This is a genomic window from Mycolicibacterium neoaurum ATCC 25795 (genome assembly GCF_000691525.1).
Taxonomy (GTDB): Bacteria; Actinomycetota; Actinomycetes; order Mycobacteriales; family Mycobacteriaceae; genus Mycobacterium; species Mycobacterium neoaurum.
Genome location: NZ_JMDW01000008.1, coordinates 399,524 through 414,345 on the forward strand (window position 1 = coordinate 399,524; position 14,822 = coordinate 414,345).

A 14,822-nucleotide genomic window follows, 5' to 3' on the forward strand; every position below is an offset into this window, starting at 1 on the left:
GCATGATGGGGAGTTCGATGAGTTCAACACGGGACGACGCCGAAGTCGGCCACGGTGTTCGGGGGATACCGCGCCTGCTGGCGGTGACCGCCGCCGTCCTGCTCGCCGGCGGACTGGCATTACCGGGGATCGCATCGGCAGAACCGGAGGCCGAGACATCGTTGGCCAACTCACCCTCGCTGAGCCTGCGCGTACTCGGCGGTGATCCGACCATCACGCTCTACGGCGTCGAGGGCACACAGACGGTGTCGATCCCGGTGCAGGCCGGGCTGCTGCCCACCGAACTGAACGTGACCGCGCGGCTGCCCGTCAACGCGCTCGGCGGCACGATCGAGGTCATCCAGGACGACCGGGTCATCTCGCGGGTGCCACTTCCTCCCGACGACGGCCGGTTTGCGATCCCACTGATCGGCGCTCGGGTGGTCGACAGTGCGGTGACCGTGCAACTGCACAGTTTCCTCACCCTGCCGGAGGGTAATTGCGTTTTCGAGGCCGACAATCCGCTGCGCCTCGGCGATGCGGAGGTCCGGTATGCCGGACAGGAGGTTGCGCCGAACTCGGTGGCCGAATTCCTGCCACCGATCCTGCGCAAACTGACGATCTTCGTTCCGCGTGAGCCGTCCTCGGCGGAATCCGATGCGGCACTGAAGCTTGCCACCGCGACCGTCGCCAGGTACGGCACCCAACGCATCGAGGTCGAACTCGTGGAGAACGACGGCGCCGCGGTGCCCGCGCCCCAGCCCCTCGAGCGTCAGATCGTCGTGCGCGAGGGCGGGGACGCAAGGCTCGCGCTGACCGGGACGAACGCGGTGCGCGCGCTGTCGGTTTCGGGCAGCGCCGGTGATCTGGCCAACCAGACCCGGTTGCTGTCCAGCGACCTGGCCCAATTGGCCGTCCAGTCCGCCGCGGTCGTCGGCCCGCTGTCGGCCGCACCCGTCCTGCCCAGCGACCACACCACGATCCGGGGGCTGGGCCAGCCCGGCGTCAACGCCACCGCGTTGGTCAACCCCAAGGTGACCATCCCGCTTGACCAGACCCGGCTGGGCCGCGCGGTCGAGGATGTGCGGGTGCATCTGCAGGGCTCCTACACCCCGCTCCCGTCGGGACTCGCCGGCCAGGTCGTCGTCAGTGTGCGCGGGGAGGTGCTCGACCGGTGGCCGACCGAGTCCGCCGGTGCGATCGATCGCTGGGTGAACGTGCCCAACCGGCTGCTGGAGCGGTACACGAACCTCGACGTCGAGGTGAACGCCGCGGGCAACACCGGCCGGTGCGGTGAGTTCCAGCCCATCACGTTGACCATCGACGGTGAGAGCGCGGTGGAAAGTGCGCCCGCCGATCCGCCCACACCGCTGGGCTTCCAATCGTTGCCCCAGGCTTTGATGCCGCGCATCGAGATCGGCGTCGGCGACGGCACCTCGGTGGAGTTCGCCGATCTGCGGCGGGCGGTCTCGATCCTGACCGGTCTGCAGCGACTCAGTGGCCTGCCCTTCGACACCGCCGTGGTATCGACCGACGACGCCATCGCGTCGGCGAATCCGGCGGTCGTGGTGAGCGCCGACGGGTGGGCCGCCGACAACGTGACACTGCCCGTCGCCGTGAGCGCCGATGGTGTGATCACCGTCGAGAACGTGGACGGCACAGGCAAGTCCACCACTTTGGCGCTCGACCCCCAGGTCGGTTTCGGTTCGCTGCAGGCCCTTTACAGCGGAGGGCGGACATTGCTGGTCGCGACATCATCCGATGCGCCGGGCGAGTTGGACCGGCTATTGCAGTGGCTGGATACCGACGTCATGCGCTGGTCCGGTCTGCGTGGCAACGCCTTGATCGCGGTGCCCGGCCGGGACGTCATCCAATTGACCACGCCCGAGTCCGTACAGCCGGATGCAGCGGCAGGGGCCGATCGAAGCTCGCGGTACCTGCTCGCCGGCGCGGCCGCGACGGCGGTGGTGGTGATCGGGGCGGGACTGGTGCTGCTCCGAGCGCGCCGATCTCGGGGCGCCGCGGATCCGTCGTGACCATGTCAGCACGTCCGGAAGATCCGGGGAGCCTGCCGTGAAGGTACGGGAAATCCTCGACGCGCAGACCGTCACCGAGGAGCAGCGGCAGTATGCGCTGAACACGGCGATCAACGGCCTGCGTGATGACGACCCGCGCGCATCGGCGTCGAAACCGTTGCTCGGCTGGCAGAAGCCGGTGCTGCTGACGATGCTCGCGCTGGTGGTGGTGCTGGCGATCTGGCGGCCGATGCAGACCACCGTCGTGGTGATCGGGCTGTGCACGGCGGCCTACCTGGTGACGCTGGGCGACCGGGTGCTGATCTTCCGGCGCGGTCTGGCGTCACGCCCCATCGCGGTCCCCGACGATATCGCCCGCGCCATCCCCGACAGCGAGCTCCCGCGCTACACCATCCTGGTGCCCGCCTACAACGAACCCGAGGTGGTCGCCGACCTGATCGGGGCGATGGATGCGCTGGAGTACCCGCGGGACAAATTGCAGGTGCTGCTGCTGTTGGAGGCCGATGATCAGGTGACCATCGATGCCGCCGAGGCGTGCGGTGAATCGGAGATCATCACGATCCTTCTCGTTCCCCCCGCCGATCCGCGCACCAAGCCCAAGGCGTGCAACTACGGCCTGCATTTCGCCACGGGGGATATCGTCACGATCTTCGACGCCGAAGACCTGCCGGAACCGCTGCAGTTGCGCCGCGTCGTTGCGGCGTTCCGCGATCTGCCCGATGACGTGGCCTGCATACAGGCCAAGCTGGTCTACCACAACGGGCATCAGAATTTGCTCACCGCGTGGTTCACCGCCGAGTACGGTCTCTGGTTCGGTTATCTGCTTCCCGGCATGATGGTGAGCACCTCACCGATCCCGTTGGGCGGCACCTCCAACCACCTGCGCCGTGACGTGCTGGTCGACATCGGGGCCTGGGATCCCTTCAACGTCACCGAGGATGCCGATCTGGGATTGCGCATCGCGGCGCACGGTATGCGCACCGCCGTCATCGACTCCTACACGCTCGAGGAGGCCAACAGCGACCCGATCAACTGGGTCCGGCAGCGATCCCGTTGGTACAAGGGCTATCTGCAGACGTGGTTGGTGCACATCCGGCGACCGGTCCAGTTGTATCGGACGTTGGGGCTACGCGCCTTCATCCGGTTCACACTGGTGCTGGCGGGCACGCCTATCATCGCGGTGCTCAACCTGTTGTTCTGGTTCATCACCGCGCTGTGGTTCCTCGGGCAGCCTGCCATCGTCGGCAGCGTCTTCCCGCCGTTGATCTATTTCCCGGCGCTCGTCGCCATGATCATCGGCAACTTCACCGTGATGTACATGAACATGATCGCGCTGCGCGAGGACGATCGCGCCGACCTGCTGCACGCGGCGCTGACGGTGCCGTTGTTCTGGGTGATGATGAGTGTCGCCGCTGCCAAGGGCTGCTATCAGATGATCCGGCAACCATCTTTCTGGGAGAAGACCTTCCACGGACTGGCAGAGAAGCCAGACGAGAAGACCGCACACGAAAAGGTGGTCGGCTCGTCGTGACGAACCGGCGGCTGAAATTCGTCATCTTCGCGTCGACCGGGATCGTGTATCTCGGTGTCGGGTGGTGGCTGCAGATCCGGCACGGCTACATCATGGGCGACACGTTGTCCCGAGTGGCGTCCACACAGGCGGTGTTGTTCAGCCGCGATCCGCACCTGGCGGCCATCGGCTTCATCTTCACCCCGGTGGCGGCGATGGTGCAGATTCCGGCCATGCTGTTCAGTGACATCTGGACCGAACTCGCCGAGCGCGCATTCTCCGGCACGTTGATGTCGAGCGTGTTCATGGCCGGAGCGGCGGTGCAGATCTTCAGCATGGGTTCCGATCGTGGTCTGCCCCGGTGGTATTCGCTCACGATCACCGCACTGTTCGCCCTCAACCCGATGATCGTGTTCTACGGATCCAACGGGATGAGCGAGGCGCCCTTCATCTTCTTCATGACCTGGGCGGTGCGCAGGCTCATCACCTGGATGGTCGACGACGATGTGCATCACCTGGTCGCCGCCGGTGGTATCGCGATGGGATTGGCCTACCTGACGCGCTATGACGCGCTGGCGTCGATCGGTGCGGCCGGTCTGATCGTCGGTGCCACCACCTATCTGCGGGCCAGGACCGCGCCGCGGGTGCGTCGGGCCGTGCTGGACATGTTGATCGTCAGCGGACCGGGCGTGGCGGCGTTCCTCGGCTGGGCCGCGGCGGGTTGGTTGATCACCGGGGAAGCGTTCGCCCAATTCACCTCGCAGTACGGCAACACCGCGATCCTGGAGCAGTCCGGCCAGACCGCACCGAACTTCGCCGAGGGTCTCGGGTTCGCCGCCGTGTGCGTCATGCTGCTCGCCCCGACACTGGTTCCGCTGTTGCTGTGGGCGACGATGCAACGCTGGGGCACACCCCGTTGGCCGATGTTGGTGGTGCCGCTGGGGATGTACGGTGCCGTGCTGGGGTTCCAGGCTTTCAGTTATGCGAACGGATCGACGTTTCCGTTCCTGCGGTTCTTCATCATCGCGATCCCGATGGCGGCGACCCTGGCCCTGCTCGGCGTGCCCGACGGCGTGCTCGCCCCGGCGAAACGACGCGGGCGCTATGCCCCGGTCGCGGCAGCCGCTCCGGTTGCCCGCCGTCGGTCTCCGGCGCCCTATATCGCGGTCGCGGCGACGCTGGCCGTCGGCATCCCGGTCACGGTGTTCGGGATGGGGCAATCGGACTATGCGCCGCAGGAGTACGGCCTCGGGGCGGTGCTGAATCCCCAGCCCGACGATGTCAGCGCGCACAAGGCCGTCGAGCACCGCATCGCCCGGACCTTCCGCACCGAGCGGCGCATCGCCGAACATCTCGATTCCCTCGACCTTCCGGAGAGCTCCGTCATCACCGACACCGTCTATGGGTTCGGCGTGCTGGCCGCCACCGACCGGCCCAAGGTGTTCGTCATCCCATCTGACCCGGATTTCACCGAGCTGCTCAACGACCCGGTCGCGAATGGCATCAAGTATCTGTTGGCGGTGCCGCCGATCGGCCGGGGTGCCTCGGACGCGCTCAATCTGCGGTATCCCACGCTGTACGACACCGGTGCGGAGGTGGCGGCACTGGAGCTGGAGATCCCCAATGACGGCGACGGACAGCCCGATTGGCGGTTGTACCGGGTGAACGAGCCGGCCTGAGCTCGATTGCACCCGCGATGCGGCCTGCGCGGGTGTACTCTCCGGTCGATGCCGATCCCCGGGAGGGCCGATGACCGCTGAATTCAAGGGCACGATCGCGCTCGACATACGCGACTCGGAACCGGACTGGGGACCTTATGCCGCGCCCAGTGCACCCGCGGATGCGCCCAACGTCCTGTATCTGGTCTGGGACGATATCGGCATCGCGACCTGGGACTGCTTCGGTGGTCTTGTCGAGATGCCGGCCATGAGCCGGATTGCGGACAAGGGCGTGCGGTTGTCGCAGTTCCACACGACCGCACTGTGTTCCCCGACGCGCGCCGCATTGCTCACCGGCCGTAACGCGACCACGGTGGGTATGGCCACCATCGAGGAGTTCACCGACGGGTTCCCCAACTGCAACGGTCGCATTCCCCGCGAGACCGCGCTGCTGTCGGAAGTGCTCGCCGAACGCGGTTACAACACCTATGCCGTCGGGAAGTGGCATCTGACCCCGTTGGAGGAATCCAATCTGGCTGCGACCAAACGCCATTGGCCGCTGGGGCGCGGTTTCGAGCGTTTCTACGGGTTCATGGGCGGCGAGACCGACCAGTGGTATCCGGATCTGGTGTATGACAATCACCCCGTCACTCCGCCGGCAACCCCGGAGCAGGGCTATCACCTGTCGAAGGACCTGGCGGACAAGACCATCGAATTCATCAGGGATTCCAAGGCAATCGCGCCGGACAAACCGTGGTTCACCTACCTGTGCCCCGGTGCGGGGCACGCACCGCATCACGTGTTCGAGGAGTGGGCCGACAGGTACGCCGGCGCCTTCGACATGGGGTACGAGAAGTACCGGGATATCGTGCTGGCCAATCAGAAATGGCTCGGCATCGTCCCGCAAGACACCGAGTTGTCGCCGATGAACCCCTATCTCGACGTCACCGGACCCGGGGGAGAGGCGTGGCCGGCGCAGGACACCGTGCGTCCGTGGGACAGCCTCGACGACGAGGAGAAGCGGCTGTTCGCCCGGATGGCCGAGGTGTTCGCCGGCTTCCTGTCCTACACCGATGCCCAGATCGGGCGTGTGCTGGACTATCTCGAAGAATCCGGCCAGCTGGAGAACACCATCATCGTCGTCATCTCCGATAACGGCGCCAGTGGCGAGGGCGGACCGAACGGATCGGTCAACGAGGTGAAATTCTTCAACGGGTACATCGACACCGTCGCCGAAAGCCTGCGCTTCTACGACCAGCTGGGCGGCCCGCAGACCTACAACCATTACCCGATCGGTTGGGCGATGGCATTCAACACTCCCTACAAGCTGTTCAAGCGCTACGCATCCCACGAAGGGGGTATCGCCGACAGCGCGATCATCTCTTGGCCCAAAGGAATTGATGCTCACGGCGCTGTTCGTGATCACTACATCAACGTCTGTGATGTGACCCCCACCGTGTACGACCTGCTCGGCATCGCCGAACCCGCCGAGGTCGGCGGTATCGCGCAGAAGCCGCTCGACGGTGTGAGTTTCAAGTCAGCTCTGGCCGATCCGGACGCCGTCACCGACAAACGCACGCAGTTCTACGCGATGCTGGGCACCCGGGGCATCTGGCATGAGGGCTGGTTCGCCAACACCGTGCATGCGGCATCGCCGGCGGGGTGGGGGCATTTCGACGACGACCGCTGGGAGTTGTTCCACATCGACTCCGATCGCAGCCAATGCCGCGACCTGGCGGCGGAGAACCCGGAGAAGCTGGCCGAACTGCAGCAGCTGTGGTTCGCCGAGGCGGCGAAGTACAACGGTCTGCCGCTGGGGGATCTGAACATCTTCGAGACGTTCGGGCGGTGGCGGCCGCTTCTGGTGTCGGGCCGCACCACATTCGTCTACTACCCGGACAACGCCGAGGTGGGCCTCGGCGCGGCCCCGGAACTGCGCGGACAGTCGTTCTCGGTGCTGGCCGAGGTCACCGTGGACACCGCCGACGCCGCGGGGGTGCTGTTCAAACAGGGCGCCGGTCACGGTGGGCATGTGCTGTTCGTCCAGGACGGCCATCTGGAGTACGTCTACAACTTCATGGGCGAGGACGAACAGCGGGTGACCGCGCAGACGCCGATCCCGTTGGGCAGTCACGTGTTCGGCGTCCGATATGAGCGGACCGGCACGGTCGAGGGCAGCCATACGCCGGTCGGGCAGGTGTCGCTCTACGTCGACGACGACATCGTCGGTCGGGCCGACGGCGTGCGTACCCATCCGGGTAGCTTCGGGCTGTCCGGCGGTGGAATCAAGGTCGGCAGCAATACCGGGCAGGCCGTGTCCGGTGCCTATTCGGCACCGTTCCCGTTCGCCGGCGGAACGATCGCCAAGGTGGTGGTCGACATCTCCGGCACCCCGTACCTGGACGCGGAGCGCGAGCTCGCACGCGCCTTCGCCAAGGATTAGCCGGTGCGTCGCGGCATCGCCGCACTGGGGTGTGTGCTGGTGACCATGGGATCGGTGCCGGGTTGTGCGCGTCCGGGTAGCGGGACGCCGGTTGCGGATACGTCCGGCACCCAGTCCGGCGCCGCTCAGCCGACCAGCATTCACCCGAGCCGCACGACGACGGCCACGACGGGGACGTCACCGGCCGGTGCGCACCCGGATTTCGGTGTGGTCCCGACCAGCGAACCGATCCGTACCGGCGCGGTGACCTGCCAGCCCTCCCAGCGTCCGCCGGTGGGGGTGACTGCGCAGGTCGCCGATCCTGGCGCACCTTTACTGACCATCGCCGTGCCCGACGGGTGGACGATGCAGGGCGGAACGGGTGACATCGGTGCGCGCATGGCCGGGCCCGAGCAGATGTCGGCGACGGTCACCATTGTGGCGACGGCGCTGTCCCCGCAGGCCGCCTTCGCCGACTACGCCGACCGGCTGACCTCGGGTTTCTCGGTCAGTTCGTTGAGCGTGCTGCCTGCCGAACTCTGTGACTACAGCGGACAGAAGATGACGGGGGTGTTCTCCGGCGGTGCAGGCGCGGCGACCGAGTTCGCCGACCGGGTGGCGCACATCCCCACCGGTAGCGGAACCTATCTGGTCTCCGTGCATACCGAGGCGCCCGTCGGAAATCCCGCATTCGACGCCGCCAGTGCCGAGCTGACCGGGCAGATCGAGGTCACGATCCCCTGACACATCCGCCCGCTGACGTGCGATTTGGGTGAGGTTTCGTGTCCCCAGCGCACGAAACCTCGCCGAAGTCGGCGGGGCATCGGCGGCGATTTGGTGCAAAGCACGTGCTCACCTAGTATGTAGGGGTTGCCTCGGGCAGACCTCGGCTGGCGTGTGCAGTTTTACTGTCAGCCCTGCGTGCCCTGAAGTGACAAAGACCGCGTACGTCCAGGTCGGTATCTGGCGTGCATACAAAACCAGGTCAGGAGATCGAGTGATTCAGCAGGAATCGCGGCTCAAGGTCGCCGACAACACGGGTGCCAAGGAAATCTTGTGCATCCGGGTGCTCGGTGGCTCGTCGCGGCGCTATGCGGGTATCGGCGACATCATCGTCGCGACCGTCAAGGACGCCATCCCCGGCGGCAACGTCAAGCGTGGCGACGTCGTCAAGGCAGTGGTGGTGCGCACCGTCAAGGAACGCCGCCGCGCCGACGGCAGCTACATCAAGTTCGACGAGAACGCCGCCGTCATCATCAAGAACGACAACGACCCGCGCGGTACCCGCATCTTCGGGCCCGTCGGTCGTGAGCTGCGCGAGAAGAAGTTCATGAAGATCGTTTCGCTGGCCCCGGAGGTTTTGTAATGAAGGTGCACAAGGGCGACACCGTGCTCGTCATCTCCGGTAAGGACAAGGGCGCCAAGGGCAAGGTCATCGAGGCCTACCCGACCCGCGAAAAGGTTCTGGTCGAAGGTGTGAACCGGATCAAGAAGCACACCGCGCAGTCGCAGAACGAGCGCGGTGCCTCCTCGGGCGGCATCGTCACGCAGGAAGCGCCGATCCACGTCTCCAACGTCATGGTCATCGACTCCGATGGCAACCCGACCCGCATCGGCTACCGCGTCGACGAGGAGTCCGGCAAGAAGGTCCGGGTCTCCAAGCGCAACGGCAAGGACATCTGAGAATGACCACAGTAGAAAACTCCGCCAAGGTTCAGCCTCGGCTGAAGCAGCGCTACCGCGAAGAGATCAAGGACGCGCTCAACAAAGAGTTCGATTACGCCAACGTGATGCAGATCCCGGGCGTGGTCAAGGTCGTCGTGAACATGGGTGTCGGCGACGCCGCCCGCGACGCCAAGCTGATCAACGGTGCGGTCAACGACCTCGCGCTGATCACCGGCCAGAAGCCGGAAATCCGCAAGGCGCGTAAGTCCATCGCCCAGTTCAAGCTGCGCGAGGGCATGCCGATCGGTGCCCGCGTCACGTTGCGCGGCGACCGGATGTGGGAGTTCCTCGACCGCCTGGTGTCGATTGCCCTCCCGCGTATCCGCGACTTCCGTGGCCTGAGCCCCAAGCAGTTCGACGGCAGCGGAAACTACACCTTCGGCCTTTCCGAGCAGTCGGTGTTCCACGAGATCGACGTGGACTCCATCGATCGCCCCCGCGGCATGGACATCACCGTCGTCACCTCGGCGACGAACGACGACGAAGGCCGTGCGCTGCTGCGCGCTCTGGGCTTCCCGTTCAAGGAGAACTGAGCAATGGCAAAGAAGGCTCTGGTCAACAAGGCCAACAAGAAGCCCAAGTTCGCAGTGCGCGCCTACACCCGGTGCAACCGGTGCGGTCGTCCCCACGCGGTGTTCCGCAAGTTCGGCCTGTGCCGTATCTGCTTGCGGGAGATGGCGCATGCGGGCGAACTGCCCGGTGTGCAGAAGTCCAGCTGGTAACCAGCATTCATTACTGATGACAAAACTCGGCAGGCCCGCTGTGTCAATTGACCAGGTGGGAACCGCCGCGAGGAAGGTGAACCGGCTGTCATGACGATGACCGATCCCATCGCAGACTTCTTGACGCGTCTGCGTAACGCCAATTCGGCGTACCACGACGAGGTGACTCTGCCCCACTCGAAGATCAAGGCCAACATCGCCGAGATCCTCAAGACCGAGGGCTACATCTCCGATTACCGCACCGAGGATGCTCGGGTCGGCAAGGCGCTGGTGGTGCAGCTCAAGTACGGCCCCAGCCGTGAGCGCTCCATCGCAGGCCTGCGCCGGGTCAGCAAGCCCGGTCTGCGGGTCTATGCAAAATCCACCAATCTGCCCCGGGTGCTCGGCGGCCTGGGCGTGGCGATCATCTCCACGTCCTCAGGCTTGCTCACCGACCGCCAGGCAGCTCGATCGGGCGTGGGCGGCGAAGTCCTCGCGTACGTCTGGTAGGGGGACGAGAACATGTCGCGTATTGGAAAGCAGCCGGTTCCGGTTCCCGCCGGAGTCGACGTCACCATCGACGGTCAGAACGTCTCGGTGAAGGGCCCCAAGGGGACCCTGACCCTGGACATCGCCGAGCCGATCCAGGTGTCGCGTAACGACGATGGCGCCATCGTGGTGGCGCGTCCGGACGACGAGCGGCGCAGCCGTTCGCTGCACGGTCTGTCCCGCACCCTGGTGGCCAACCTGGTCACCGGCGTGACCGAGGGCTACACCCAGAAGATGGAGATCTTCGGGGTCGGCTACCGCGTCGCGCTCAAGGGCGCGAACCTGGAGTTCGCACTCGGCTACAGCCACCCGGTCCTCATCGAAGCACCCGAGGGCATCACGTTCGCGGTCGAGACACCCACCAAGTTCTCGATCACGGGTATCGACAAGCAGAAGGTCGGCCAGATCGCCGCGGTGATCCGTCGTCTGCGTCGCCCCGACCCGTACAAGGGCAAGGGCGTTCGCTACGAGGGTGAGCAGATCCGCCGCAAGGTCGGAAAGACAGGTAAGTAACCCATGGCTACCACGAAGACCGAAGCTCCCACCCGGAAGCCGGTGGGGCAGAACATCTCCGAGACCCGTCGGAACGCCCGTATCCGCCGTCACGCGCGTCTGCGCAAGAAGGTCGAAGGCACCGCGGAGACCCCGCGTCTCATGGTCAACCGGTCGGCACGGCACATCCACGTGCAGCTGATCGACGATCTCGCCGGCGTCACCGTCGCGGCGGCCTCGTCCATCGAGGCCGATGTCCGTGCGGTCGAGGGCGATAAGAAGGCACAGAGCGTGCGGGTCGGTCAGCTGATCGCCGAGCGCGCCAAGGCTGCCGGAGTCGAGACGGTCGTGTTCGACCGTGGCGGCTACACCTACGGTGGCCGGATCGCCGCGCTGGCCGATGCCGCGCGCGAAGGCGGGCTGAAATTCTGATGACTGACAACGAGAGGACTGCATGATGGCCGACCAGGCTGGCGCCGGTTCGGCGCAGGACAATCGCGGTGGCCGCGGCGATCGTGGCGGCCGAGGACGCGACGACCGCGGTGGCCGCGGTCGCGGCGACGACCGTGGCGAGAAGAGCAACTACATCGAGCGCGTCGTCACCATCAACCGCGTCTCCAAGGTGGTCAAGGGTGGTCGGCGCTTCAGCTTCACCGCCCTGGTCATCGTGGGCGACGGCAACGGCATGGTCGGCGTCGGGTACGGCAAGGCCAAGGAAGTTCCGGCCGCCATCGCCAAGGGTGTCGAAGAAGCTCGTAAGAACTTCTTCCGGGTTCCGCTGATCGGTGGGACGATCGTCCACCCGGTGCAGGGTGAGGCCGCAGCCGGTGTCGTGATGCTGCGTCCGGCCAGCCCCGGTACCGGTGTCATCGCCGGTGGCGCGGCTCGTGCCGTACTGGAATGCGCTGGGGTGCACGACATCCTGGCCAAGTCGCTGGGCAGCGACAACGCGATCAACGTGGTGCACGCCACCGTTGCCGCGCTGAAGATGATCCAGCGTCCCGAAGAGGTGGCGGCCCGTCGCGGTCTGTCCATCGAGGACGTGGCCCCGGCCGGCATGCTCAAGGCACGCCGCGAGGCCGAAGCCGTTGCGGTCGCTGCGGCTCGTGAAGGAAGCGCATAGTCATGGCAGACCTGAAGATCACCCAGGTGCGCGGAACCATCGGCGCACGCTGGAAGCAGCGCGAAAGCCTGCGTACGCTCGGCTTGCGGAAGATCCGCCAGTCGGTCGTGCGTGAGGACAACGCCGAGACGCGCGGTCTGATCAAGACCGTGCATCACCTCGTCACGGTTGAGGAGGTCTAGGACGATGAGTGTTATCAAGCTTCACGATCTGAAGCCGGCGCCCGGGGAGAAGACCGCCAAGACCCGCGTCGGTCGTGGTGAGGGCTCCAAGGGTAAGACCGCCGGTCGCGGTACCAAGGGCACCAAGGCGCGCAAGAACGTCCCCGCGACGTTCGAGGGTGGCCAGATGCCGATCCACATGCGGCTGCCGAAGCTCAAGGGCTTCCGCAACCGCTTCCGGGTCGCCTACGAGGTCGTCAACGTCGGCGATATCGCCAAGGCGTTCCCGCAGGGTGGCACCATCGGTGTCGACGAACTGGTCGCCAAGGGCCTGGTTCGTAAGAACTCGCTGGTGAAGGTGCTCGGCGACGGCAAGCTGGCCGTCAAGGTCGACGTCACCGCCAACAAGTTCAGCGGCAGCGCCCGCGAGGCCATCACCGCCGCAGGCGGTTCGGCCACCGAACTGTAGGAAGCTGTACCCGAGAGGCCCCCGCCACGGCGGGGGCCTCTTGCGTTCCTGGTGTCCGCCGAATGTGCGTCCTCGTCGGCATCCGGGGTGATCTGCCGTCGACATTTCACGTTCGGCGAAAGAGCCGGGTGAAAAACCGCCGGTAGTCTCGAAAGATGTTCGGACTGCTGACCAATCTGCCCGGCCTCCTGCCTGATGCCGAGGATGTCCGCGACCTGATCCGCAAGGTCGACACCGCCCGCCACAACGGCGTCCCGCGCGGTTGTGTGCTCGAACTCGATCTCCAGCTCGCCCCGCCGGAGACAGTGGGGTTCGACCCGTTGATGCTGATCAACCTGGGCGGCAAGCCGCTGACCCTGCGCCAGGCCGTGGCTGCCATCCACCGCGCCGCCGAGGACGACAGGGTCGCCGGGCTGATCGGCCGGATCCAACTGTCCGCCGCCCCGCCCGGACCGATCCAGGAGCTGCGCGATGCGGTCCTGGCCTTCGCTGCGGCCAAGCCCACCCTGGCCTGGGCCGAGACCTATCCCGGCACCCTGTCGTACTATCTGGCTTCGGCGTTCGGCGAGGTGTGGATGCAGCCCTCGGGCACCGTCGGACTGATCGGGTTCGCCACCAACGCGCTGTTCCTGCGCGACGCGCTCGGCAAGGCCGGCGTCGAGGCGCAATTCGTCGCGCGGGGCGAATACAAGTCGGCGGCAAACCTTTTCACCCAGGACAGCTACACCGATGCGCACCGTGAAGCCGATGCGGCGTTGATCGGCAGCCTGCACACGCAGGTCACCGCCGCGGTCGCCGACGCCCGTGGCCTGGAGGTCTCGGCGGTCGACGCGCTCGCCGACAGGGCACCGCTGCTGCGCGCCGATGCCGTCGCCGGCGGTCTGATCGACCGGATCGGATTCCGGGACGAGGCCTACGCGCGGATCAGCGAGCTCGCCGGCGCGGCAGCGACGGCCGACGGACCGGACACCGCGCCGCGGCTGTACCTGTCCCGCTATGCGCGCGCCACCGCCGCCAAGCCGGGCCCGTCGATGCCCGGGCGCAAGAAGCCCACCATCGCGGTGGTGACCCTGCACGGCCCGATCGTCAGCGGGCGTGGCGGGCCGCAGGTGCTGCCGTTCGGCAACTCCAGCGCCGGTGGGGACACCATCGCAGCGGCCATCCGGGAAGCGGCCGCCGATGACGAGGTGTCCGCCATCGTGCTGCGTGTCGACAGCCCCGGCGGCTCGGTGACCGGCTCGGAGACGATCTGGCGCGAGGTCGTGCGGGCTCGCGAAGCCGGAAAGCCGGTGGTGGCCTCGATGGGTTCGGTGGCCGCTTCCGGTGGTTACTACGTCTCGATGGCGGCCGACGAGATCGTCGCCAACGCGGGCACCATCACCGGCTCCATCGGTGTGGTGACCGGCAAGCTCATCACCCGGGGACTCAAGGACAAGCTGGGCGTCGGGTCGGACTCGGTGCGCACCAACGCCAATGCCGATGCCTGGTCGGCCGACGCGGCGTTCACACCGGAACAGTACGCACAGGTCGAAGCCGAGGCCGACCTGTTCTACACCGACTTCGTCGAGCGTGTTGCCCAGGGCCGCAACATGAGTGTCGATGCGGTCGACACCGTGGCCCGCGGCCGGGTGTGGACCGGTGCGGATGCCAAGGAGCGAGGCCTGGTGGACACCCTCGGCGGGCTGCACACCGCGATCGATCGGGCGAAGGTGCGTGCCGGGCACGACGCCGATACGCAGGTGCGGGTGCTCAGCTATCCGGGCTCCTCGGTGCTGGACATGTTGCGGCCCAAGCCTTCTTCCCAACCCGTCGCCGCGACCCTGACCGAGGCCGTCGGGACGGTGCTCGGCCGGTCGGTGGTGGGGGCGGTCGACCAGGCCGAGCGGAGCCTGACCGGGGCTCACGTCCTGTGGTTGGGGGGCTACCGGTTCTGAACCCGGGCGTACCGGGTGAATGCCCGCCGGGATTGGGTCTATCGTTATCGCGGCGGAATCGGT

General features: G+C 66.3%; 16 protein-coding genes. All 16 read left to right on the top strand.

Going from position 1 to position 14,822, the window contains the following annotated elements:
• Positions 1-17: 17 nt before the first annotated feature.
• The 16 genes from IC40_RS0109420 to sppA all read left to right on the top strand — a co-directional run bounded on the left by IC40_RS0109420 (position 18) and on the right by sppA (position 14,759).
• A complete protein-coding gene (locus IC40_RS0109420) occupies positions 18-2,015 on the top strand; it encodes a hypothetical protein (RefSeq protein WP_234411697.1) in 1,998 nt (665 codons plus the stop codon).
• A gap of 37 nt (positions 2,016-2,052) precedes the next feature.
• On the top strand, positions 2,053-3,546 hold the full coding sequence (locus IC40_RS0109425) for a glycosyltransferase (protein ID WP_234411696.1): 1,494 nt from the start codon (positions 2,053-2,055) through the stop codon (positions 3,544-3,546).
• Complete coding sequence (locus IC40_RS0109430) at positions 3,543-5,204, top strand: glycosyltransferase family protein (RefSeq protein ID WP_030134470.1); 1,662 nt, start codon at positions 3,543-3,545, stop codon at positions 5,202-5,204. Before IC40_RS0109425 ends, IC40_RS0109430 begins: the two co-directional genes overlap by 4 nt.
• Before the next feature lie 70 nt (positions 5,205-5,274).
• Positions 5,275-7,626: an arylsulfatase gene (locus tag IC40_RS0109435; RefSeq protein ID WP_030134471.1), complete on the top strand. Its 2,352-nt coding sequence runs from the start codon at positions 5,275-5,277 to the stop codon at positions 7,624-7,626.
• A gap of 3 nt (positions 7,627-7,629) precedes the next feature.
• Positions 7,630-8,349 (top strand): hypothetical protein, encoded by a 720-nt coding sequence (locus tag IC40_RS0109440; protein ID WP_030134472.1) that lies wholly within the window; start codon positions 7,630-7,632, stop codon positions 8,347-8,349.
• Between the two features lie 253 nt (positions 8,350-8,602).
• Complete coding sequence (rplN, locus tag IC40_RS0109445) at positions 8,603-8,971, top strand: 50S ribosomal protein L14 (RefSeq protein WP_018601827.1); 369 nt, start codon at positions 8,603-8,605, stop codon at positions 8,969-8,971.
• Positions 8,971-9,288: a 50S ribosomal protein L24 gene (rplX, locus tag IC40_RS0109450; RefSeq protein ID WP_019511000.1), complete on the top strand. Its 318-nt coding sequence runs from the start codon at positions 8,971-8,973 to the stop codon at positions 9,286-9,288. The genes rplN and rplX overlap by 1 nt, the downstream gene beginning before the upstream one ends.
• 2 nt (positions 9,289-9,290) lie before the next feature.
• The gene (rplE, locus tag IC40_RS0109455) at positions 9,291-9,863 is read left to right on the top strand and encodes a 50S ribosomal protein L5 (RefSeq protein ID WP_019510999.1); all 573 of its coding nucleotides are present in this window, start codon (positions 9,291-9,293) and stop codon (positions 9,861-9,863) included.
• A gap of 3 nt (positions 9,864-9,866) precedes the next feature.
• The gene (locus tag IC40_RS0109460; RefSeq protein WP_019510998.1) at positions 9,867-10,052 is read left to right on the top strand and encodes a type Z 30S ribosomal protein S14; all 186 of its coding nucleotides are present in this window, start codon (positions 9,867-9,869) and stop codon (positions 10,050-10,052) included.
• A gap of 90 nt (positions 10,053-10,142) precedes the next feature.
• The gene (rpsH, locus tag IC40_RS0109465; protein WP_019510997.1) at positions 10,143-10,541 is read left to right on the top strand and encodes a 30S ribosomal protein S8; all 399 of its coding nucleotides are present in this window, start codon (positions 10,143-10,145) and stop codon (positions 10,539-10,541) included.
• A 12-nt stretch (positions 10,542-10,553) separates the two neighbouring features.
• Positions 10,554-11,093 carry a 50S ribosomal protein L6 gene (gene rplF, locus IC40_RS0109470; protein WP_030134473.1) on the top strand — a complete coding sequence of 180 codons (540 nt, stop codon included), beginning with the start codon at positions 10,554-10,556 and terminating at the stop codon, positions 11,091-11,093.
• A gap of 3 nt (positions 11,094-11,096) precedes the next feature.
• Positions 11,097-11,504 carry a 50S ribosomal protein L18 gene (rplR, locus tag IC40_RS0109475; protein WP_030134474.1) on the top strand — a complete coding sequence of 136 codons (408 nt, stop codon included), beginning with the start codon at positions 11,097-11,099 and terminating at the stop codon, positions 11,502-11,504.
• A 25-nt stretch (positions 11,505-11,529) separates the two neighbouring features.
• Complete coding sequence (gene rpsE, locus IC40_RS0109480; protein WP_081843412.1) at positions 11,530-12,195, top strand: 30S ribosomal protein S5; 666 nt, start codon at positions 11,530-11,532, stop codon at positions 12,193-12,195.
• 2 nt (positions 12,196-12,197) lie between these two features.
• Positions 12,198-12,377, top strand: coding sequence for a 50S ribosomal protein L30 (rpmD, locus tag IC40_RS0109485; protein ID WP_030134476.1), 180 nt, complete (start codon positions 12,198-12,200; stop codon positions 12,375-12,377).
• 4 nt (positions 12,378-12,381) lie between these two features.
• Positions 12,382-12,825 (top strand): 50S ribosomal protein L15, encoded by a 444-nt coding sequence (gene rplO, locus IC40_RS0109490; RefSeq protein ID WP_030134477.1) that lies wholly within the window; start codon positions 12,382-12,384, stop codon positions 12,823-12,825.
• Positions 12,826-12,980: 155 nt separating this feature from the next.
• Positions 12,981-14,759: a signal peptide peptidase SppA gene (sppA, locus tag IC40_RS0109495; RefSeq protein ID WP_030134478.1), complete on the top strand. Its 1,779-nt coding sequence runs from the start codon at positions 12,981-12,983 to the stop codon at positions 14,757-14,759.
• Positions 14,760-14,822 lie beyond the last annotated feature (63 nt).

Excerpts from the sequence above, each read along its gene's own strand:
- IC40_RS0109420 (WP_234411697.1), top strand. The coding sequence starts at position 18 with ATGAGTTCAACACGGGACGACGCCGAAGTCGGCCACGGTGTTCGGGGG.
- IC40_RS0109435 (WP_030134471.1), top strand. The coding sequence starts at position 5,275 with ATGACCGCTGAATTCAAGGGCACGATCGCGCTCGACATACGCGACTCG.
- rplX (WP_019511000.1), top strand. The coding sequence starts at position 8,971 with ATGAAGGTGCACAAGGGCGACACCGTGCTCGTCATCTCCGGTAAGGAC.
- rplE (WP_019510999.1), top strand. The coding sequence starts at position 9,291 with ATGACCACAGTAGAAAACTCCGCCAAGGTTCAGCCTCGGCTGAAGCAG.
- IC40_RS0109460 (WP_019510998.1), top strand. The coding sequence starts at position 9,867 with ATGGCAAAGAAGGCTCTGGTCAACAAGGCCAACAAGAAGCCCAAGTTC.
- rpsH (WP_019510997.1), top strand. The coding sequence starts at position 10,143 with ATGACGATGACCGATCCCATCGCAGACTTCTTGACGCGTCTGCGTAAC.
- rplF (WP_030134473.1), top strand. The coding sequence starts at position 10,554 with ATGTCGCGTATTGGAAAGCAGCCGGTTCCGGTTCCCGCCGGAGTCGAC.
- rplR (WP_030134474.1), top strand. The coding sequence starts at position 11,097 with ATGGCTACCACGAAGACCGAAGCTCCCACCCGGAAGCCGGTGGGGCAG.
- rpsE (WP_081843412.1), top strand. The coding sequence starts at position 11,530 with ATGGCCGACCAGGCTGGCGCCGGTTCGGCGCAGGACAATCGCGGTGGC.
- rpmD (WP_030134476.1), top strand. The coding sequence starts at position 12,198 with ATGGCAGACCTGAAGATCACCCAGGTGCGCGGAACCATCGGCGCACGC.
- rplO (WP_030134477.1), top strand. The coding sequence starts at position 12,382 with ATGAGTGTTATCAAGCTTCACGATCTGAAGCCGGCGCCCGGGGAGAAG.
- sppA (WP_030134478.1), top strand. The coding sequence starts at position 12,981 with ATGTTCGGACTGCTGACCAATCTGCCCGGCCTCCTGCCTGATGCCGAG.